26 protein-coding genes are annotated in these 19949 nt (G+C 52.0%); 21 read left to right on the top strand and 5 right to left on the bottom strand.

Annotation, left to right across the window (positions count from 1 at the left end):
* Positions 1-71: 71 nt before the first annotated feature.
* The 8 genes from ACW5W8_RS14305 to ACW5W8_RS14270 all read left to right on the top strand — a co-directional run bounded on the left by ACW5W8_RS14305 (position 72) and on the right by ACW5W8_RS14270 (position 5421).
* On the top strand, positions 72-881 hold the full coding sequence (locus ACW5W8_RS14305; RefSeq protein ID WP_498628408.1) for a BRO-N domain-containing protein: 810 nt from the start codon (positions 72-74) through the stop codon (positions 879-881).
* Between the two features lie 30 nt (positions 882-911).
* Entirely contained in the window at positions 912-1535 is a 624-nt protein-coding gene (locus ACW5W8_RS14300) for a 3'-5' exonuclease (RefSeq protein WP_498628407.1), read from the top strand.
* Positions 1507-1725, top strand: coding sequence for a DUF3283 family protein (locus ACW5W8_RS14295; RefSeq protein WP_498628406.1), 219 nt, complete (start codon positions 1507-1509; stop codon positions 1723-1725). Before ACW5W8_RS14300 ends, ACW5W8_RS14295 begins: the two co-directional genes overlap by 29 nt.
* Positions 1709-1972, top strand: coding sequence for a hypothetical protein (locus ACW5W8_RS14290; protein WP_439970603.1), 264 nt, complete (start codon positions 1709-1711; stop codon positions 1970-1972). The genes ACW5W8_RS14295 and ACW5W8_RS14290 overlap by 17 nt, the downstream gene beginning before the upstream one ends.
* Positions 1969-2958, top strand: coding sequence for a DUF968 domain-containing protein (locus ACW5W8_RS14285; RefSeq protein WP_498628405.1), 990 nt, complete (start codon positions 1969-1971; stop codon positions 2956-2958). The genes ACW5W8_RS14290 and ACW5W8_RS14285 overlap by 4 nt, the downstream gene beginning before the upstream one ends.
* Positions 2955-3323 carry a DUF1064 domain-containing protein gene (locus ACW5W8_RS14280; protein ID WP_429186969.1) on the top strand — a complete coding sequence of 123 codons (369 nt, stop codon included), beginning with the start codon at positions 2955-2957 and terminating at the stop codon, positions 3321-3323. Before ACW5W8_RS14285 ends, ACW5W8_RS14280 begins: the two co-directional genes overlap by 4 nt.
* A complete protein-coding gene (locus ACW5W8_RS14275) occupies positions 3323-3943 on the top strand; it encodes an antitermination protein Q (RefSeq protein ID WP_498628404.1) in 621 nt (206 codons plus the stop codon). Before ACW5W8_RS14280 ends, ACW5W8_RS14275 begins: the two co-directional genes overlap by 1 nt.
* A 1169-nt stretch (positions 3944-5112) precedes the next feature.
* A complete protein-coding gene (locus tag ACW5W8_RS14270) occupies positions 5113-5421 on the top strand; it encodes a hypothetical protein (RefSeq protein ID WP_498628403.1) in 309 nt (102 codons plus the stop codon).
* Positions 5422-5624: 203 nt separating this feature from the next.
* Here ACW5W8_RS14270 and ACW5W8_RS14265 read toward each other — a convergent pair whose 3' ends face one another.
* Entirely contained in the window at positions 5625-6176 is a 552-nt protein-coding gene (locus ACW5W8_RS14265) for a DUF4113 domain-containing protein (RefSeq protein ID WP_498628402.1), read from the bottom strand.
* Between ACW5W8_RS14265 and ACW5W8_RS14260 the strand changes: the two genes are divergently transcribed.
* The 8 genes from ACW5W8_RS14260 (at position 6119) to ACW5W8_RS14225 (ending at position 14149) form a co-directional block, all read left to right on the top strand.
* Positions 6119-6256: an antitermination protein Q gene (locus tag ACW5W8_RS14260; protein ID WP_498628422.1), complete on the top strand. Its 138-nt coding sequence runs from the start codon at positions 6119-6121 to the stop codon at positions 6254-6256. The genes ACW5W8_RS14265 and ACW5W8_RS14260 overlap by 58 nt on opposite strands.
* A gap of 389 nt (positions 6257-6645) precedes the next feature.
* Positions 6646-7740, top strand: a complete 1095-nt coding sequence (locus tag ACW5W8_RS14255; RefSeq protein WP_498628401.1) for an HD-GYP domain-containing protein — start codon at positions 6646-6648, stop codon at positions 7738-7740.
* 240 nt (positions 7741-7980) lie between these two features.
* Positions 7981-9534, top strand: coding sequence for a methyl-accepting chemotaxis protein (locus tag ACW5W8_RS14250; RefSeq protein ID WP_498628400.1), 1554 nt, complete (start codon positions 7981-7983; stop codon positions 9532-9534).
* 379 nt (positions 9535-9913) lie between these two features.
* On the top strand, positions 9914-10132 hold the full coding sequence (locus tag ACW5W8_RS14245) for a Com family DNA-binding transcriptional regulator (RefSeq protein WP_386912016.1): 219 nt from the start codon (positions 9914-9916) through the stop codon (positions 10130-10132).
* A complete protein-coding gene (locus ACW5W8_RS14240) occupies positions 10044-11111 on the top strand; it encodes a DNA-methyltransferase (protein ID WP_498628399.1) in 1068 nt (355 codons plus the stop codon). Before ACW5W8_RS14245 ends, ACW5W8_RS14240 begins: the two co-directional genes overlap by 89 nt.
* A 270-nt stretch (positions 11112-11381) precedes the next feature.
* On the top strand, positions 11382-12191 hold the full coding sequence (locus tag ACW5W8_RS14235) for an ABC transporter ATP-binding protein (protein WP_498628398.1): 810 nt from the start codon (positions 11382-11384) through the stop codon (positions 12189-12191).
* On the top strand, positions 12191-13141 hold the full coding sequence (locus tag ACW5W8_RS14230) for an ABC transporter substrate-binding protein (protein WP_498628397.1): 951 nt from the start codon (positions 12191-12193) through the stop codon (positions 13139-13141). The genes ACW5W8_RS14235 and ACW5W8_RS14230 overlap by 1 nt, the downstream gene beginning before the upstream one ends.
* Positions 13142-13144: 3 nt before the next feature.
* Positions 13145-14149 (top strand): FecCD family ABC transporter permease, encoded by a 1005-nt coding sequence (locus ACW5W8_RS14225; protein ID WP_498628396.1) that lies wholly within the window; start codon positions 13145-13147, stop codon positions 14147-14149.
* 296 nt (positions 14150-14445) lie between these two features.
* Here ACW5W8_RS14225 and ACW5W8_RS14220 read toward each other — a convergent pair whose 3' ends face one another.
* Positions 14446-15378, bottom strand: a complete 933-nt coding sequence (locus ACW5W8_RS14220) for a LysR substrate-binding domain-containing protein (RefSeq protein ID WP_498628395.1) — start codon at positions 15376-15378, stop codon at positions 14446-14448.
* 71 nt (positions 15379-15449) lie between these two features.
* On the opposite strand from ACW5W8_RS14220, the gene ACW5W8_RS14215 reads away from it, so the two are divergent.
* Positions 15450-15617: a hypothetical protein gene (locus tag ACW5W8_RS14215; protein WP_498628394.1), complete on the top strand. Its 168-nt coding sequence runs from the start codon at positions 15450-15452 to the stop codon at positions 15615-15617.
* Positions 15618-15879: 262 nt separating this feature from the next.
* Here ACW5W8_RS14215 and ACW5W8_RS14210 read toward each other — a convergent pair whose 3' ends face one another.
* Together ACW5W8_RS14210 and ACW5W8_RS14205 are read right to left on the bottom strand one after the other, a co-directional pair.
* Positions 15880-16806 (bottom strand): nucleotidyl transferase AbiEii/AbiGii toxin family protein, encoded by a 927-nt coding sequence (locus ACW5W8_RS14210; protein ID WP_498628393.1) that lies wholly within the window; start codon positions 16804-16806, stop codon positions 15880-15882.
* A gap of 15 nt (positions 16807-16821) precedes the next feature.
* Positions 16822-17613 (bottom strand): type IV toxin-antitoxin system AbiEi family antitoxin domain-containing protein, encoded by a 792-nt coding sequence (locus ACW5W8_RS14205; RefSeq protein WP_498628392.1) that lies wholly within the window; start codon positions 17611-17613, stop codon positions 16822-16824.
* 259 nt (positions 17614-17872) lie between these two features.
* Between ACW5W8_RS14205 and ACW5W8_RS14200 the strand changes: the two genes are divergently transcribed.
* Genes ACW5W8_RS14200 through ACW5W8_RS14190 form a run of 3 tightly spaced genes read left to right on the top strand, consistent with a single transcriptional unit; the run spans position 17873 to position 19115 of the window.
* Positions 17873-18085, top strand: a complete 213-nt coding sequence (locus ACW5W8_RS14200) for a hypothetical protein (protein WP_498628391.1) — start codon at positions 17873-17875, stop codon at positions 18083-18085.
* The gene (locus ACW5W8_RS14195; protein ID WP_498628390.1) at positions 18085-18576 is read left to right on the top strand and encodes a lysozyme; all 492 of its coding nucleotides are present in this window, start codon (positions 18085-18087) and stop codon (positions 18574-18576) included. The genes ACW5W8_RS14200 and ACW5W8_RS14195 overlap by 1 nt, the downstream gene beginning before the upstream one ends.
* Positions 18576-19115, top strand: a complete 540-nt coding sequence (locus tag ACW5W8_RS14190; protein ID WP_498628389.1) for a DUF2514 family protein — start codon at positions 18576-18578, stop codon at positions 19113-19115. Before ACW5W8_RS14195 ends, ACW5W8_RS14190 begins: the two co-directional genes overlap by 1 nt.
* Positions 19116-19161: 46 nt before the next feature.
* On the opposite strand, the gene ACW5W8_RS14185 is transcribed toward ACW5W8_RS14190, so the two are convergent.
* Positions 19162-19446: a type II toxin-antitoxin system TacA family antitoxin gene (locus tag ACW5W8_RS14185; protein WP_323891589.1), complete on the bottom strand. Its 285-nt coding sequence runs from the start codon at positions 19444-19446 to the stop codon at positions 19162-19164.
* 83 nt (positions 19447-19529) lie between these two features.
* On the opposite strand from ACW5W8_RS14185, the gene ACW5W8_RS14180 reads away from it, so the two are divergent.
* Complete coding sequence (locus ACW5W8_RS14180; protein WP_408133614.1) at positions 19530-19910, top strand: HNH endonuclease; 381 nt, start codon at positions 19530-19532, stop codon at positions 19908-19910.
* The last annotated feature ends 39 nt before the right edge of the window (positions 19911-19949 follow it).

Below are 19949 nucleotides of genomic sequence, written 5' to 3'. Positions count from 1 at the left end.
GATTGTTGGCTGTATAAATAAACAGTATTATTTGGTGGCTAAACCTTACCCATGACAATCGGGAGAGTGACATGCAGGTGTTGAGTTTTGACAGTGAGGAGTTTGGCAAGGTACGGCTGATCCAGGAGGACGGCCGAGTGCTATTTTGCGCGGTGGATGTGTGCAAGGCCCTGGGCTACAGCAATGCGCGGGATGCAGTGCGTCGCCATGTGGATGAGGGGGATGTCGTGAAACGCGACACCCCTACAACCAGCGGTGTTCAGGAGGTTTCTTTCCTTGATGAGGGCGGCGTGTATGCCTTGATCTTCGGCAGCAAGTTGCCTGCCGCTCGGGCATTCAAGCAATGGGTAACCGGCGAGGTGTTGCCCTCGCTGCGCAAGAGCGGTCAATACCAGGTGGCGATCCATTCGCCGGTCAATGTGGACGCAGTGCAGGTTGAGCTGCTATTTGCCGAGACGGCGGCCCGCATGCTGAATGTCAGCAACGCCGGCAAGCTGGGGATGTTGCAGAATATCCAGCGCCAACATGGACTGCCGAACCTGCTGCCCAGCTATGCCATCGACGCACCGAGTGATGCGACTGATGGCAGTTCGCGGCCGACTTTCTCTGCCACCGAAGGGCTGAGGTTGCACCGGGTTGCGATGGGAGTGCGCTGCTTTAACGCCTTGCTCGAATCCAATGGCCTGCTTGCCAAAATGAGCCGGCCATCCAGCAAGACCCCGGACAAGCAGAAGGAGTTCTGGGCAATCACGCCAAAGGGGCTGCTGTTCGGCAAGAACATTGTGGATCCACGCTGTCAGCGTGAGACCCAGCCGCACTGGTTCCAGAGCCGCTTTGCCGATCTGTTGGCCAAGGTTGGGCTGGGAGAAGTGGCGGCCTGAAACTGGCCATTTAATTGAGGATCTGGACGTATGAGTAATCCAAGTTTGGTCGCAGTGGTGGATATCGAGACCCTCGCACAGGGTCATGATGCGGTGATCGGCACCATCGGGGTAGTGATTGTGGATGTGGCGCAGCTGCGTGCCATGGATGAGTTCTACTGCCGGGTAGATCTGGCGCAGGGCCGCCAGCGTGATGACGACACCATGGCATTTTGGGAACGGCAGAAGATAGAGAGCCCAGCGGCATGGGAGGAGATGTTCGGTAATGCTGGCCGGCTGTTCCTGGTGGATGCGCTCAAGGCTCTTTCTAACTTCTTGGGCCGCCATTTTGACAAGGTGGCCGCGGTTGAGCTGATGGGCAATGGCAGCGAGTTCGACAACGTGCTGCTGGCTGATGCTTACCTGCAGTGGGGCGTTGACCAGCCTTGGTGGTTTCGTGGCAACCAGAGCCTGCGCACCGTGGTGTGGATGGGGCGGCAATTACTTGGTATCGATCCCAAGTATCAATTGCCCTTCGAGGGGTACCGCCACCACGCCCTGCACGATGCCCGCCATGAAGCGGCATACCTGATCCACATTCTGACCGCCTTCAAGCAGGGGCTGGCCGGGGGCGAATTAGCAGGCTATGGCATTGGATCTGGCGCGGCTTCCTGAGCAGGAACGCCAGAAAGTAGAATTGGATAAGCAGGCGGCTTGGCTGGTTTGGCTGTGCCGCCGACATTTGGCAACCCGAGATGATGTTGCCAAGGCCATCACCCGTCAGCCAGAGGAATACCGGACGTATTTCCTCGAACGGCTGAACTATTACCGTGAGGTAAAGGGGTCACATGAGCAAGTTTACTAGCCGTAGTGCTGCCAGAGCACACCATTTACAGCAGCAAGCCAGCAACCCGGCTGGTGCAGCACTTAACGAGAGTGCTGCGCTGTTCCATTCCATCGACACGTCTTGCCCGGGCCTGACAGCAGCAGAAGCGGCCCGCCGGGTCATTGCCTCTGAATCACTCGCAGTACGCCGTAGCGCAAGTTACCAGTTGCTGGCTCGCCTGGGCCCGCTGCTCGATAAGCTGGAGATGGTGGAGAAGCTGGGATGATGCCAACCCATCCGGTGTTTGTGCCAGCCATGGGGCTGGTGCTGCTGGAGGTGGGAGAGGGGCTGGTTGCGTTGCGCTCCTCTCTTGGTAATCGTCCGGCGGTGTTGGTCCCTGCCTGCGAAAAGGGCGATCTGCTGATGCAGTTCCCTGAGCTGGCCAGCGCTCTGCTGGATCCTGCCATCGTCAACGCTGCCGGTGGCGAACTGGCCTTGCGTGGTGTGGGTCAGTGCTTGATCGGCGAGGGCTGCATTGGTGAGTCGGTCACCGCCCAGATAGGTGGCCTGCCACTGCCCCTGTGTTGGCATCACGATAACGAGTTCCGTGACGGCCAGTTGCCAATTAACCTTGCCAAGTATGCCCCTGCCATTGCGCGAGCGGTGTTAACGCGGGTGGCGGGTTGGTGCGGGGTATCGCTCCCTCAGTTACAGGCGCGGGATCTCTGTTGGTGGGCCAGCGTATTCAAGGTGCAGGGGCGGCTGCCGATCGAGGTAGTGCGCCATGCCTGTCGCTTGTCACCACTGGAGAAAGAGCGGGTGTTGCGCCCCGGGCGTGGTTATCGAGAGACCGATGCCCGCTATCGGGTGAGCCGACCCGAGCTGATGGAGCAAGACCCACTCGCCGAGCTGCGCAGCCGGATCCGTGTCAAGCCAGCAGTGAAGGCCATCGACCCAGAGCCGCCGATGCTGCATATCCCCAGACCGAAGATGAAGCGCTGGGAGTCGGCCGCCTATCTGGCGTTCGTGCGCCAGCTACCGTGTGTGGTGACCGGCCAGACTGGGGGCATCGAGGCGCACCACATTGTGGGCCACGGGTTAAGTGTGATGGGGAGCAAGGCCCATGATCACCTGACTTTTCCACTCTGTCATGACGCACACATGGAATTGCACAACAAGGGTTGGCAGCAGTGGGAACAAGCCCATGGCAGTCAGCTGGTTCACGTCGTGATGACGTTAAACAAGGCCGCCGGCCTGGGAGTGTTTGGATGACGCCATACAGTGGAAAGAGTGGCGCGGGGCAACGGGTGAAGGTGCGGGCCCGTCCGCAGCCGATACCGGGTTCCATGAACAAGACCGAGCAGGCTTATGCAGATCATCTTCGGCGGCTGATGCTGGCGGGCGAGGTGATCTCTTATGAGTTCGAGCCGCTCAAGCTGCGCCTGGCGGACAAGACCTTCTACACCCCTGACTTTATGGTGGTGCGCAAGGATGGCTTGATCGAACTGCACGAGGTGAAGGGGTTCTGGGAAGATGACGCCCGTGTCAAGATCAAGGTGGCCGCCAAGCAGCACTGGATGTTCACCTTTGTCGGTGTGATGCGCAAAGGCGCCAACTGGTCACTGGAGGCATTCTGATGCGGCTTGAATATGCACTTTCAATCGGTGAACCCCGTTCGGTCATGCTGCAGGCTATCCAGTCGCGCTCTACCGGCCCTTCTCACCTAACCCAGGCCGATGTGCTGGGGGCGCTTGGGCTGGTGCAGAAATATGAGGGAGTGGGGTTGGCACTGATGATGGCCCGCTACACAAAAGATAAGGCCAGTTATCGCAAGGCGGTGATCGGGGTGATGGCACACTGCAGCAAGCAGGCTCCCAAGTATGTGGGCGCCATCAAGTCTCGAGGTCATGCCATGGCCCTGAAAACCATTGCGGCACTGGCTGTGGAGCACTATTGCCGTACCGCAGATACACCGGATGCGGCTTGCCAATGCAAGGGGAGGGGGAATGTGCGGGATATGGAGGCATCCCGATTGCACGGCAAGCCCATAGACAAGATTTGTCCACGTTGTGGAGGAACCGGGCTGCGACCCATTCTAGGTACGCAGATCCGGCGCGCTATTGAACCGTTGCTGGGCACCCTGAGTCGCGGTGAGTGGGTGCGGCAGTGGTATCCGCTCTATCAAGCCGTGCTTGCCTGGTGCCATGTGCAGGAGAGCGAGGTGGAGGCCTTCTACATGCGAGTAACGGCGGCGTGATGTATGAAATTTGAGATGGTACCGAGAAAACTATGGGGTGGCGTTACTAGTAACAGGCTCTTCGCATGAATATGATTTACAAGTAGAAGTAGAGAATCAGTCGCCGGATATCGCATTTATAGCGTTCTGATATCCGAACGAAATGGTTTGACTATGGCGTCAACAGTATATAATTTTACCCACATTAGTTAATAAGAAATGGGGGCATAGCCCCCACAAAGTTAGTTAAAAAATGCGAGATACAAGTCTCTCACTGCTAAGATGGCGTCGGAACCGTTCTTGATGTGAGGCAGTATCGGTAACAGGGTCGTGGTTGCTACTAACAACAACTTCCTTGCTTTACTCTTGGGCCTGTCAGCTATGCGTTGATGGGCCTTTTGTTTGCAGCCGCAGCTGCGCTTTGCCGCGGGATTGCGGCGCTTCAGTTTTGCCATATAGTGTTTCCCTATTCGGCGGTTGATAAAGTCGTCTAAGTGAAAGCATTTTCACCTCTCTCGCTGTTTGGTGTTGTTGGGGGCCTTGTGGCCAATTCCTGAATTTTCCGATCATTTGTCATCAGGGACAAGGCATGATTATCAATCGCTCTGTTTCGATTTGTGACCCTGCTGAATCCATTGCCAGACGCTACCAGTAAACAGCTGGCTACGCCAAGCCCATCAGCACACTCTTGCCCATACCTGAATCTTTTTTGCACATTTTTCGTCCAGTGCGTCCCTGCAAGGCCGAGTTAGATTGAAATCATCATGCAGCCTCTTAGTGCTTATGCTTGTCACACCGCATGTAGTGGTATTTTTGTTAATAGACACAAGATAAGGTGCTTGTGTTTCTATTGCAATCTGTGGATAACCTTTAGGCTGTGGGTAAATTGTGAGCCTTACGCTCTGTGTTGGTGATCACTTACAATGAGTGGTTTTTCATTCTTCCGCTGCGCCAAATGCAAGTCTTCTGATCGAAGATGAAAAATTTAAATAACTTTTTTTGCTTGCGAAAATCATTCTTTTTTAATAGCAAACTCAAGTTGAATAGATCTTTCCCAATAATGGACAAATTCTGTGCTAACCAGTCACCAACATGACTGCTGCGGACATACTTTTAAATCGAGGTTCTCCGTGTGTGAAAAGTGGCTACACACCAGCTAAATTGAAAACTATTGGCTATGGAGGGACTCAATGGACAGCAAATGGAAGTGGCCGGCGTTGAAGGTTGCAAGGTGGGCGTTCAAGCATGGTGAGTTCTTTGACCTATACGATGTGTCCTACCTTCTTGGTATCCCGGCCCGCGATGCAGGTAAAGTGGTGCTTTATCTGCGGTCATTGCGCTATGTGGAAAAGGAGGCAGAAACCAGGCGGTGCAAGCCGGAGCCTGGACGAATGGCTTGTCGCCGGATCTTTATCAAGGTGATCTGCATACACCCCAGTCCATTGCTGATGCCGGAGAACGAGTTACCAGAACCAAAATGTGAGTCGGTTCAGAGCTGATCGAGCTGGTTAGGGATACCTTATCATTCTATTGTGTGTATTTAATTGGCAGGATACATGCGTGACTCTTATTGTGTGTGTTGCCTTGGCTCTCATGATCTGGTTTGCTCTTGTCTCTTATAGGAGACAAAGGAACATCCGTTCAGATGTGTGCAAAACGTGGACTTCTCTTACAAGGGAAGATCATTTTGCTGTTCCCGTTATCATTTCACGACCAATAGCTCTGCTAATGACGTTGTATATCTTGGGCTGAGCTGCTCCCGCTTCATCATCCATTCGCTGGTATCCCGTCCCCTTATGCCAAAGTAGACCTTCCCCAGTCCTTCTTGGTTTATCTTGTCGATTACCTGCATCAGAGCTTTACTTTGTGGCCCCTGCTGCTCGCTGGCGAACAGGTCACCCTGCTGGATACTGTCTGGGGTGAAGTCGGCAAGGATGACGCCACCTTTCTGGTAGCGGTGCCCGTCTAGCCAGATGCTTGATAGGAGGGGTCCGATCAGGGCAAGCAGTGCTCTGGTATCGTTGGTGGGGATGGCTACATTGGTGCTGATTTGGTTGCCGTAGTAGGGCTCTTTGTCATTGAATGGGCTGGTGCGGATGAACAGGGTGACATGACGGCTACACATTCCCTCGGCTCTGAGCTTTTCTGCGGTCCGCACCACACTGGTAAGTACAGCACTAATGCAGTACCACCGATATCCCGGATGCTGCTTGTCAGTGCAAGGGGAGGGGGAATGTGCGGGATATGAACGCATCCCGATTGCACGGCAAGCCCATCGACAAGATCTGCCCGCGCTGTGGCTGTACCGGCCTGCGCCCGATCCTGGTCACTTAGGTTTGCAGTGCCATCGAACCGAGGCTTGGATCCCTGAGTCGCTCTGCCGTCCGAAACTTCTCATGATAGACACCTTAACTGTATTTTTGTGGTGCTGTTCAATAACTATCGGCTCGGTTCAAGCTGCTGTATTCGCAACATACAACCTTTTTTCCATGGTTTCATAAAGTATTTCCATCTTGTCGATATATGTTTACATAAAAAAGTAAAACGGCCAGCGATTAAGAAATGCCTTACATTACAAGGGGTTAATAAGGGTGCATTACCATCAAAAATACACAGGTAAAAATTAATGCACTACTATTAACATTTTCATAAATTACCTGTTAGCCTCAAAAAGAAATCGTGATAGTTACACTGGAAGGTTTTAGTACGGAGATCAAACAGCTATGGATGGCTCATTTGACGAAAGATTACAAAGTATGCATATCCATCTAAAGAGGCACTTTAGCAAGTTGGGGCAGGTATCTGTTGCGATTTATGACCAGCGCACAGATCTGCTCAAGACATTCGCTACCAGCAGTACAGAGGGCCATTCTCCTTTCTTGCAATATGAGGTTAAATTAAGTGATGTTCCCTCCTTACGGTACCTCGCGGAGCACAAGCAACCCCGAGTGATTGATGATCTGAATAATGGGCAACACTCCCACTCTGACTACAATCGTAAGCTGGTCGCTGCTGGCTATGCTTCCAGTTACACCGAACCACTGTGGTTCAACAACAAACTCTTCGGCTTTCTATTCTGCGATGCTGTTGAACCGAACTATTTTGATGAAAATATTCAGGGCGAGCTGTCGTCTTATGCCCAGATACTGTCAAGTGTCATCGCCATGGAGTTTATGACCATCAAGATTCTGGGTAGCGCATTGGCCACGGCATTGGAATTCAGCCGTTATCGGGATGAAGAGACTGCCAACCATCTACTCCGAATGTCCGCTTATTCCCGTAATATTGCTAAAGCTCTAGTATCAACTCATGCTCTGACTGATGAAGATGTTGAATTTATCTACCGCTTCTCCGGCTTGCATGACATCGGCAAGATTGCGATACCAGATGCCATCTTGAGGAAACCCGGCAAATTGACTACTGACGAGTTCGAGGTCATGAAAACCCATTCCATCAAAGGGAAGGATATTATCTCACGGATGATCTGCGAGTTTGAACTCGATGGGATCCATCATACTGACATGCTCAAGAACATCATTGGCTACCATCATGAGCGTTTTGATGGTAAAGGATATCCAGAAGGATTGGCGGGAGATGCTATTCCGATCGAAGCGCGTATCGTTGCCGTAGCTGATGTATTTGATGCCTTGAGTAGCGAGCGCCCTTACAAACTAGCCTGGTCATTTGATGAGGCATTTGCTTATCTGGTGGAGAATGCAGGTAGTCATCTTGATCCTGACTGTGTTGCAGCGGCCCTGCAGAGTAAGGCTGCATTTCACGCCATCTATCTGCAGTATCAAGATAGGCCAACTACTTAGGTTTGAGAAAGCAGTAAACAGATCTTTGTATGAGGACAAAGGGGTCATGAAATAACTAAAGATGCTGCCGATATAGCTAGTCGCTGAGAATACCAATGCAAGTAAAAATCATAAAGTTGAAAGTGATAATTTTTTATGAAGCCATAAGTTATTGATAATGCCATTCACTATCAATAACTGCTTCTTAGATAAGAATTAAATCGCTTCACGACAACCTCTAGATTTGAACGGGATGCTCAAATGAAACACAAAAAGGATTCTATTACAGACCACGAAGTAGAAGTGGCTGAGAATTTACAGCTAGTATCTACCACTGATCTACAAGGTGACATTACTTATGCTAATCCAGATTTTTGCAGAATTGCCGGCTACAGCTTAGATGAAATGATTGGCCAACATCATAATATGGTGCGCCACCCTGACATGCCTAAAGCTGCTTTTGCTGACTTATGGACTAATCTAAAGGCTGGCAAACCATGGCGAGGTATAGTCAAAAATCGCTGTAAAGATGGTGGTTACTATTGGGTAGATGCATATGTTACGCCAATTTATAACGATGGTAAGGTGTCTGGCTATCAATCTGTTCGTTGCCGGCCAGATCCTGAACATAAAAAGCGTGCAAGTATAATGTACAGCAAGTTAATTTTCAATGAGAGCTCTTCGAAATCAATCATGAATTTTCATTGGGGTAGCTTAACCTTTCTCAGCCCCCTTCTATTGCTGTTGAGCATCGCTAGCACCGTTTGGTTTCTTCCCCCAGTACAAGCTTTTTTTATACTAACACCATTGATAGCCGCCATATTATTAAATCGCCATCAACTATTGTTAACCCCAATTTTTTTAAAAGACTTGAGGGAAGATTATGACAGTATTAGTCGCCTTATCTTTTCTGGTAATTCCCCTCACAGCATTGCTGACTTCCACATAAAGCTTTGGCAAGCCAGGATCCGCACAGTGCTGGGGCGCGTGGACGATGCAACATTTTCATTGAAAACCATGGCAAATGAACTTCGTGGCTCTGCTTCATCTGCAAGCAATGATATATCTTCTCAAGATTTACAAATCCAACAAGTAGCTACTGCTGTAACACAAATGGCTTCGGCGGCAGAAGAAATAAGTCGAAACATTCAGGATAGTAACAGTCAGATTGAAGATGCTCGAAGTCACTGTATTACTACAAATCAACAACTACAAGCTGTGGGAGCTGATATTTCTGCTTTGGCTGTTCAAGCGAAAAGTGCTTTTGAATCAGCTTTATCCCTATCAAGTGAATCAGAACGGATTGGCTCTATCATGTCTGAGATACAAGGCATCGCAGATCAAACCAATCTGTTAGCGCTAAACGCAGCTATTGAAGCAGCCAGAGCCGGTGAACAAGGTCGTGGTTTTGCTGTTGTTGCTGATGAAGTTCGCAATTTATCAACTCGAACACACAAAGCTACTGAGCAAATTCAGAGCAGTATTGGACATATTCAAAGTACGCTTGGGCAGTGGAAGGACATGATGAACCTGAATGTCAATAAAACGAATGAGTGTCTTGTAAGCACCCGTCAAAGTTCAGACAATTTAAATAAAGTAGTAATCGAAATAGATAAGGTGTCAGATTTTTCACATCAAATATCTTCAGCTGCAACACAGCAACATGTGGTTATAGAGGAAATAAGCAGGAATATAAATTCCATTTCATCATTCTCTAATGAGAATAGTAAAAAAATAGACCATGTCAGTAACACCAGCGAACACTTGCTCAGACGAGCTAGTGATCTAAAGGAGCTAAGCAAGACATTTGGTTGATCCCGGCTACCGTACGTCGCATCAGTTCGTACGGTAGTCTTATCATCAGACGGGGCACTCTGGCATCACACAACAAGTACCAAGATTGATTCTTGTGTGATATTTTTATATTGGTATCCCCTTGCAATATTTGCTAACATAGAAATCAATGATAGAGGACTGTACCCTAATAGGTTCGGTCCTTTTTTCATTGGACGAAAAACAAAGCCCGCACAGCAATGTGGCGGGCTTTTTGTTGCCTGAGAGATAGTGGCGACCAGGCGGTGCTTGTAACGCCACCAGGCCACCTAGCCACATGTTCAAGGTCACGGGCTAAGCCAAGGCCACCATTGCTCTGCAGAGCGGGGTGAGCTTATCACGCTTAAGGACCCCTGATCATATGTATGAATTACGATGCGGCCATTGCGGCAAGAAATTGGCAAATTTTGTGGGGCAGATCGACATTAAGTGTCCCCGTTGTAAGGTCATCAACAATGCGAGTGCCTCTGAGCCCCTGCTTGGAGGTAGTCATGGAAAAACAATTACAGGACGGGTGGGTGCGGTTGGTGAACGTGGACTCGCTGGAGTTTATCAAGACGCTGCCGGCGGCAAGCGTTGATCTGATTGCAACTGACCCGCCCTATTTCGGGGTGAAGCAGGAGGCGTGGGACAATCAGTGGGAGAGTGGGACTGCTTTTTTGGCTTGGCTCGATGCCTTCCTGTTGGAGTTCCAGCGGGTGCTAAAGCCCAATGGCTCTGTGTACCTGTTCTGCTCACCGCGGATGAATGCGGATGTGGAGATGCTGATCCGGGATCGCTTCCGGGTGTTGAACCATATCGTGTGGGCTAAGCCATCAGGAGTCTGGAACCGGATGCGCAAGGCCGATATGAGAGCGTACTGGCCGGCGAGCGAACGGATCATCTTTGCTGAGCAGGTTGGGGCAGAGGGGAGTGCCAAGGCAGGATCGGGTTATGCGAAGGCATGCCACGATCTGCGCCGTCAGGTGTTTGCCCCGCTGATTGAGTATTTCCGCCATGCCCGGGAGGCTGCGGGGGTCAGTGCTGCCGATATTAACCGGGTAACCGGCACCAAGATGGCTGGTCACTGGTTCGGTGCCAGTCAGTGGCAGTTGCCGAGCCGAGATCAGTATGTCCAGTTACAGGGGCTGTTTGCCGAACGGGGCAGGGCACTTGGGCAGGATTATGCCGGGCTGAGCGAGACTTATCAGGGGTTGCACCAGACCTACAGCCATCTGGTGGCATCCTATGACGAGTTGCGGGCGGAGTATGAGCAGTTGCGCCGGCCGTTCTCTGTCACCCAGGATGTGCCGTTTACCGATGTGTGGTTGTACCCATCAGTGCAAGCCTACCCGGGTAAACATCCCTGCGAGAAGCCGCTGGCCATGATGGAGCATATCATTCGGACCAGCAGTCGCCCTGGTGATGTGGTGGCGGACTTCTTTATGGGGTCAGGCACTACCGGCAAAGCGGCGATCACGTTGGGGAGGCGGTTTATCGGGGTGGAGCTTGAGAAGCCGCGGTACCTGCAGACCTGTGCGGAGGTGGAGGCATTGATAGCGGTGGCTGAAGGGAAATAACGTTGGTGCAGGAGGCGGCTAATCGCCGCCTTCTACCAATGGGGGGAATTACATAAGGAAAAACATCTGGGTGTAGATGCTTGCTGGTTACGCCATTTTGATGCAGTTACGTCCGGATGATTTGGCGTTATAGAGCGCCGAATCTGCAAGCTGTACTAGTTCTGACGGCTGTTGACGACACCCCCCTTAAAATGTAGGAGTTCTTCTATTGAAAATTAGGTGTTATGTTATATCGTAACAATTACTTCGTTTTACACTGAGATGTCCCCCATGACAGCACCTAACTCCCTGTTACACCTTGAGCGGCTCTCGGCTGTCAGTCCTGCCGGTTGGCAAGCTGTGGCGTCCGCGACCTTCAGTATGACGGAGGGGGAATGCGTGGCTGTGATTGGCCCCAATGGCAGCGGTAAATCGAGCTTGCTCAAAGCGATCACCGGTGAATACCTCGCAACTCAAGGAACTTTGACCATTGCCGGTGTACCAGTGAGCAAGATGTCGCCCCAGCAGAAAGCGAAGGTGATCGCGGTGGTAGCACAGAATGATCACGTAGACCCGCGCTTGAGTGTGCGTGAATACGTGAGTCTTGGTCGTGTGCCGCATACGTTCTGTTGTTGTAAGGACCGCCATGAGCAGGTGGTATCCAAAGCACTATGCGAGCTTAATCTGGCCAGCAAAAGTGCGCGCAAGATGGGCTCGCTATCAGGCGGCGAGCAGCAACGAGCACATATTGCTCGAGCGTTTGCGCAGGAGCCGCAGTTGCTGTTGCTCGATGAACCGACCAACCACCTTGATCCTCTGGCGCGGCTGGAGCTGTTGGCATTGGTGCGCCGTAAAGGCATTGCCGCGATTGCCGTGTTGCATGATCTGCCGTTGGTGGCGCCGTTTGCGGATAAGGTGGTGCTGATGTCGCAACAAGCCGTGGTGAGGTGCGATACGGCCAACGTGATTATGCGCAACGAATACATAACTCCGATTTTTGGATTGCAGGTCTTGACCTTCAATCACCCTCAAGGAAGCCGCTCGATTCATCATTTTGAAGCTGCGTCACACTCTGTTTGTCCCTCTAAGGAAGTTGCCTGATGAAATGGTTTGCCGCTTTGGCGTTAACGCTGCCGATGGCTGCTGTGCATGCTGCCAGCACTCAATACCCTGTGACAGTGGAGAGCTGTGGTAGCCCGCTGACGATTGAAAAACGCCCTGAACGCGCGGTGTTTCACGATATCAATATGTCGGAGATGGCGTTTGCATTGGGTCTGCAAGAGCGCGTGGTCGGCGTCACCGGCATCAGCGGCTGGTACAAAATGTCAGCAAGCTTCAAGCAGCAACTGGGGGTCATCCCTGAGCTGGCACCCAAGTATCCCACTCTGGAAACGCTGCTCGCGGCGAAACCGGACTTCTTCTTCGCCGGTTGGAGTTACGGCATGAAGGTGGGAGGGGAAGTGACGCCGCAGACCCTTGCACCCTATGGCATCGATACCCTGGTGCTGACTGAAAGCTGCGTGCTCACGCACAAAGTGGATCAGCCCGCGAGCATGGCGTTGCTATACGGCGACATTGAAAAACTGGGGGTGATCTTTGATCGCCAGGATCAGGCCGCTGCATTGGTGACTGCTTGGAAAGCCCGCTTGGCGGCGTTGCCAACACCGGCGGCGGGAGCCAAGGTGCAAAACGTCTTCTTGTACGACTCGGGGGAAGACAAGCCATTTACCGCGGGTAAATACGCCATGCCGGATGCCATGATCCGTGCTGCAGGCGGTCACAACGTGACCCATGATATGGAAACCAGCTGGGCGACAACCTCCTGGGAAAGCGTGGCGAAAGCCAATCCGGACGTGATCATCCTGCTGGATTATCAAAGTGCCAGCGGTGCCGATTCGCTGCAACACTTCCTCGAAAATCACCCGCTGATGCAACACACCAATGCGGTGAAAAACCGGCGTTACGTGAAACTGCGCTACGAGCAATTAACCCCCGGCCCGGCGAATGTGGATGCAATTGAACAGCTCTCGCATGCGTTTTATCCCAAGTAACCCATGCCATTAAAACTCAATGCACATCAGTTGATGTGGCTGGTTGGGCTGGTAGCCCTGATCGTGGTGTTTTTGCTGAGCCTGAGGTTTGGTTCGATCACCTTTTCGCTAAGTGAAGTCTTGGCCGGCTTGCTGTCGTTTGGCGATGAACCGATGGAGATGACCAGCCGTATTCTGGTGGACTTGCGGTTGCCACGAGCCTTGCTGGCCATCATCGGCGGGGCGGGGTTGGCCATGGTCGGGGCGCTGTTGCAAACGGCGACCCGCAATGACCTGGCTGATCCGTTTTTGTTTGGGTTATCGGCCGGGGCATCGGCAGGGGCCGTGCTGGTGATCACCCGCCTTGGCGATGCGCTCGGCGCCTGGACGCTGCCAGTGGCCGCCTTTATTGGTGGCATAGTGTCGGCATCGGCGGTGATCGTGCTGTTCTCGATGCAGAAAAAGCGCGGCAACGATAATCTCGTGCTCTGTGGTTTGGCCATCTCGTTTTTGTTCGGCGCGGCGACCAGCTTTTTGATCTACTCAGGTGATCAGCGTGCGGCCAGCTCGATCCTGTTTTGGACCATGGGTGGCCTGGGGCTTGCCCGCTGGGACAATCTATTGTTCGCGCTGGCAGGCCTGCTATGTGTCGTTGGTTTGGCGTTTAAACGCTACCGTGCGCTGGATACCCTCTTGGTAGGGGATCAGACCATCCACTCACTGGGGATAAATGTGCATCGCCTGCGCAGCGAGATCTTCATTTGCTGTGCCTTTTGTACCGCGTCGATAGTGGCACTCACTGGCGTCGTCGGGTTCATTGGCTTGATGGTCCCGCATCTTGTGCGTCCGTTTACAGGCATGACCCACAAATACGTATTGCCGCTGGTCGCGCTCTGGGGCGCCGTCATGCTGACCACCGGTGATGTCATCAGCCGGACCATTCTCTCGCCGCAAGAGCTCCCGGTGGGCATCATCACCGCCGCGCTCGGAGGTACCTTCGTGTTATACCTTGTATGGAAAAAGTCGTAAGGCGCGGTCTCGCTTCACAAGCATTGCGGGGGGATTGAAAAAGAGCGCCTGATAAATGAGACGATGCTGGTGATGCAAAGAAGAAAATGGCAGTTCCGGCAGAGCGGCGATCAGGTTGGGGCGGCGGTTTATCGGGGGGGAGCTTGAGAGGCCGCGGTACCTGCAGACGTGCGCAGAAGTGCAGGCGCTGATAGCGGGGGGTTAGGCTCTTGAATCCGCACCTATGGTGCGGCTTTCATCTGAAGGTACTATTCAACAACAACCTTCAAAGGTCATTGTTTACTATGAGAGTATATTCACTCATCTTCATAGTTATTCACGCTTTGTCTTATCTCTTCTTTGATCCAATTGCTGAAACAGACGATCCTCTTTAATCTTGGAGAGTCAGCATCCCAAACCAGGTGATAGCCATTGTCAGATTTATAACAGTAGTCAAATAGTTTGGTGAGCAGACCATTTGAAATTAGATCACCTGCCAGCACGCTTCTGCTCAGGGCAACCCCTTTGCCAGAGAGAACCATGTCCAAAGCTAGGCTATTACTGTTGATCTCCAGACGTTTTATTTTTTTTAAATCCAGTTGATAGCCTGCTTCTTGTAACCATTTTTCCCATGAGCTCCCGGCATAATCGGGCCCGGAGATGATGACGGTATTGTAGAGAGATTCAATGGCTTGGAATTTATCTGCAAGGGCCGTAGCACAGACTGGAAATACACATTCTTTGAGTAGCAGACATGAATGAAGTGTTGGTTCGACCTCTTTGCAGTAGCGGATCGCTAGGTCCATACCGCCACGGCCAATGGGCAATAATTGGGTCTGTGTATTGAGGCGTATCTCAACTTCCGGATGTTTTTCTACAAAGCGCCATAGTCTTGGCATCAACCAGCGGCTGGCGAAGGAGGGATGGACGGTAACGTTCAGCACCCCCTCGAGTGGTTCTCTTTCAAGAGACGCTATCCCTTGTTCGAATGCAGCCATTCCTTGGCTTACCCATGGGAGTAAGCGATGGCCCCATTCTGTCAGCTTCATACTGCGCCCTTCACGGATGAACAGCTTGATCCCGAGGGTTTGTTCCAGTCCTCGAATTTGTTGGCTAACAGCTGCTTGGGTGATAAAGAGTTCAGCAGCCGCGCGGGAATAGCTGCTGTGACGTGCAGCGGCTTCGAAAGTGTGTAGTGCACTGATCTGGGATATGTATAACTTACGCTTATGTGTTTGGTTAGATTTCATCGTTGGTCTTCCTAGTATCGATTAATGATACTCAATTTCATGTTAATAATAGAGGTTAAAACGAGGTTATCATGGAAATTGTAGGAAGTAATCTGGTTGAATCAATAATGAGATTGCTAGCGCGTAGAAAAAACCATAAGTTAAAGGTCGACGAATTATCGCCATGGTTAAAAAAAGATATTGGGATTGAAAGTAGTGACTCCAAATATATTGAGCGTGATAAATACAAGAACCTATAAATATACATGTGCAACCATCCGTGAATAAGTGATTTTTCAAAAAATACATTCGTTAGTAAAATTGGATCAATACAAACTCAAAGCTTTGGCCAGCTCTGCTGGCTAAAGAGATTAAGTCTGAAAAAGATCTTGACACACTCATCCAAACAGCTGTTCAAGCTCACCGTTGAGACCGCGCTCAATGTCGAGATGCAAGCATTCTAGCCGGTGAAGGTGTAATGTTCTGGAGCCGCACTGATGGTGCGGCTTTCCTCTAAAGGGACTATTCAACAAGCCATGTCGTTAAAACCTTGTCGAGTTTTACCAATGCCTCTTGATGTTTTTCAGGGTTCTTGTCTCGCAATTTTTGCAAATTCTGTAGTTTCCAACGAATCGCGGGTAATTGTTCTGCGGTAGGTATATCAAACAGTGTCCAGTCGGGTTCTCCTCGTTTGAAGGAGAGGAGAAAGTCTTTATCACGTGGGGTAAACTGGGCTTTTAAAGCGGCAAACATTGCTTCGGGGACTTCAAGCAGTTCCTCCAAGGTGACGGGCTTGTTAGTCATCCCTTCAAACTCCTGTTGAAACGCGCCAGAGATATCTTTCCATCTTGGGTCCATCACTTCGCTGATAGGTCTGGGATGGCCCAGTGTGTAAGCGAGGAAGCCCACGAATATCTCCCGGGTTATCCCCTCTGCAGCCAATAGCATTCGGACGTCAAACAGATCCCGTGGGTGTTGTCTGTCCATTGCCGCGCAGAGTTTGCCCCCGTAAAGGTCAGGCATGCTGACAACTGCTATTTCGGCGTAGCCAAACTCAGTTTCGACATCTTCAACCACAGGAAGCACTTCGGGGTCATGCAGTGTGCCTCGGGCAACTGGCGAGAGTTCGATTTTGATCGTCGCTGCGCCTGTGACGATAATCCTGAGTTCATCCCCGTTATTGTCTTGAAGACGTGCTTGTAGGCCTTGCTGGCTATTCGCTTGTTCGACAATGCGCTGCAATGCGGCCCTGACATTGGCTATCGTTTCTTCTCGAGGCTCGAGTGGCAGATAGGATAAGTCGATATCAACAGACAGTCGGGGGAAGTCACGTACAAAAAGATTGATAGCAGTTCCCCCTTTTAGGGCAAACATCTTCTCATTGGCGATGATTGGCAGCATCTTGAGCAGTAATGCTACCTGTCGGTAATAGACGGAGTCTTTATTCATGATCGATCTCTGATGCTACGAAAAAGGTTCTGGCACGGTGATTTGATAGCGAGGTTCCAAACGCCCTTGTGCGACGACTTGGCGTTTGCCGGTTCCTAATGTGATCTGGGTTTCATCGAGTCTCTTTGCCCACTGATGGCGATAATAATGGGAGAAAAAAAGAAATACCCGATTGGTTTGGACTGCCTTGCTTCGTGTCAATATGGATTGCACTTTACGAGGACTCAAATTGGTCAAGCCTTGAAACAGCTCCGCTGCGTGTTCAAAGCTGATATGTTTACCTATCGTGTTGACTACCTCATAAGCGGCGAGTTCGGGGCAGCTGGCTCGGAGTTCTTTGCCCTGTACAGTGATCAGTGTGAAATCTTTTTCGCTTTGCGCTGCCAGTTTCGATGTGCCGATAAACAACCAGGGTGAGCAGTCAAACTCACGAAACCATGCTGGGAGAGAGCTCTTACTCTCACCACCGAGCCAGACCTGCTCTTTTCCGAGTTGCAGATAGTGACTTAGTCCTTGGTATTTCAGGCTTGTGAGACCTGCTATGTGGGGATGGCGATTCAGTTGATTGGTGATGGCTGCGAGAGCATCAGTCCAATCAGGCAGCAAATTCTGATAAGGATTAGGGCGATAGTAGACACCGTTGGACACTTTTTTCAGCCAACCGCTGTTCGCATACTTAGAGGCCAGGGAGTAGCTGATACCGTTCTCTATGAGCCATGGTTGCAGCACCAACGAACCGGGGGGGGCGTGGTTGGCTAGCCAGTTTATCTTTGATGATATTTTCACTCCTGAGGTGTCACTTTTCATAAAACCATAAACCTCCGGTTTGACATTTGAGAGATTGTAGCACCCTGGGTGTTAATATTTCACGTTTTATAAACCATTGGCTGGTGGTGTTGAGATAGGTCGCTGCAGGGCATAGAAAGATTGTCTTGGACAATCGCCTGCAGTTTTTGCTAACGTGGCTTCTAATGATGGAGGATTGCACCTGAACGGGTGCGGTCCTTTTTGCATTCTACGTCTAGACCTCTGCTTTGCAGGGGTTTTTTCGTTTCTGGGGGTTCGGATGAGCAAAGAGGAAAGCATGGCCACCGCAGCAGCCCTTGGTGGCACCGCAGTGAAGTCTGGGCCTCCGGTTTTAGTATCCAGCATGACGCTTGCCGGCTACTCGCTCAATGACTGGGTGCTGGTGGCTACGCTCCTGTGGATTGCGGTCCAGATGGGCTGGTTCTTGTGGCAAAACATCATTCGTCCCCGTTCTGGGCAGGGCAGTGAGTGATGAGCAAGGTTCGCATTGCCATTGCTGCATTGACGCTCAGTGCGGCCGGGTTTGTGGGGATCTTGAATCGAGAGGGCTATGAGCCGGTGGCTTATCCTGACCCGGTTCACGGGACTGCGCTGCCGACGCTGGGGTTTGGTAGCACCGAGGGGGTCAAGATGGGCGATACCATCACCCCGCTGCAAGCTATCAACCGAAGCCTGCGGGAGGTGCGGTCGTTTGAGCTCGCCTTGAAGGATTGCATCTCGGTACCGCTCTATCAGTTCGAGTACGACGCCTATGTCGAGCTTGCCCATAACATCGGCCCCGGGGCCTTTTGCCGATCCACCATCGTGAGACGCCTGAACGTTGGCGATTACCCTGGAGCCTGTGAAGCCATCTTACTGTTTAAGCGTGCCGGCAAGCAGGACTGCTCGGTGCCAGGGAATCGAGTGTGCCCTGGGCTTTGGAAAGACCGGTTGCGCCTCAATGCCAAGTGTAAGGGGATGTGATGGCACTGTTCCCGCAAAGCAACGCGCTCTCCTTCTTGGTCGGCGCACTGGTGATTGCTGCATTGGCCGGTGGTGGCGTGGCCCTTTACCAGTCTGGTCATTCAGCCGGTGAAGAGGGTGAGCGCAAGACATGGCAGGCAAAATGGGATAGGCAATCTGCTGAACTGGCAGAGGCCAGGGCCCAGAACGTTCAACTGGCGCGTGAGGAAGAGCAGCGCCGCCAGCGTGCTGTCGATAAGGTGAGGCAAGATGCGGAACAACAAATCGCCCGGGTTGAGACTGATGCCGCTGCTGCCAGTGCTGTTGCTGCTGGGGTGCTCGAGCAAGCCCGCCGCGTGGCAGCCAGAGCCAGTCAATGCGCCAGCCATTCCAGCGTTGCCCAGTCAGGCGATGCAGCCAGACAGCCCGCCGTGGTGCTCGCCGACGTGCTCGGCCGGGCTGATGCGCGAGCGGGAGAGCTGGCAAGAGCGTATGACCGCGCTCGAACAGCAGGTCTTGCCTGCGAAAGAGCTTACTTCTCCCTGACCCAATCCCATTAACCAGCTCACTTATTATCGATAAGTGAGCAGGGAGTCGTGAGGTTCATTACAGGTCCCAAGGGGATTTTGAAGTGAGAGTACGGTTCAACGGCTCACTGGTGGAGGGAGGACTACCCAGCGCATCCAAGAACGAGGTGTAAGCTGGCTTCTCGGCTACCAGGATCGATCTGTCGATGATGGTTGCTTCTGCGAGTTGGTGGCATGCCTCAAGGACAAAGCTGGTGACAGAGATGCCGCGCAGTTCAGCCGCCCGCTCGAACGACAGCAGTTCGCTCTCTGGTAACCGGATTGCCAATGTTGTCTCGGCAGGTTTCGGCTGTTCGATGCTCATAAGGTTGTGCTCTTACCTTCGTTGACGTGAAGGGTAAGTGTAACGCCAAGGTCCAGTTGTTAAAGCTATTTCAGGGGGTGAATGTGCCTGCACGGGTACCCAAGGTGTGCCGCGAGCGGACCTGTCACCAGCTGACCACCGAGCGCCATGGTTACTGTCCTGCCCATGTTCATCTGCTCGATGGCTGGAAGAAGGTAGCCAAGGTCAGCGCGGAGGATCGCGGCTATGACTGGGCGTGGCGTAAGTTGCGCAAGCGGATCTTGGTGAGGGATAACTACCTCTGCCAGGTGTGCCTTGCCCTTGGCATCGTGACACCCGCAACCCAAGTGGATCACATCGTCAACAAGGCTGCCGGCGGTACCGATGCGCAGTCCAATCTGCAGGGCATATGTGACCACTGCCACGACACCAAGACTCGTGCAGAGGCGCTGGCAGCCCGCCAGGCTAAGCACCAGAGGGGGTAGGGGGGATCAAATCCTTCCAGCTTTTCGCTTCCCCCACTG

The sequence above is a fragment of the Aeromonas aquatilis genome, assembly GCF_054052405.1.
The sequence above is the reverse complement of the archived record's forward strand: the minus strand, read 5'-3'. Positions and strand labels throughout refer to the sequence as shown.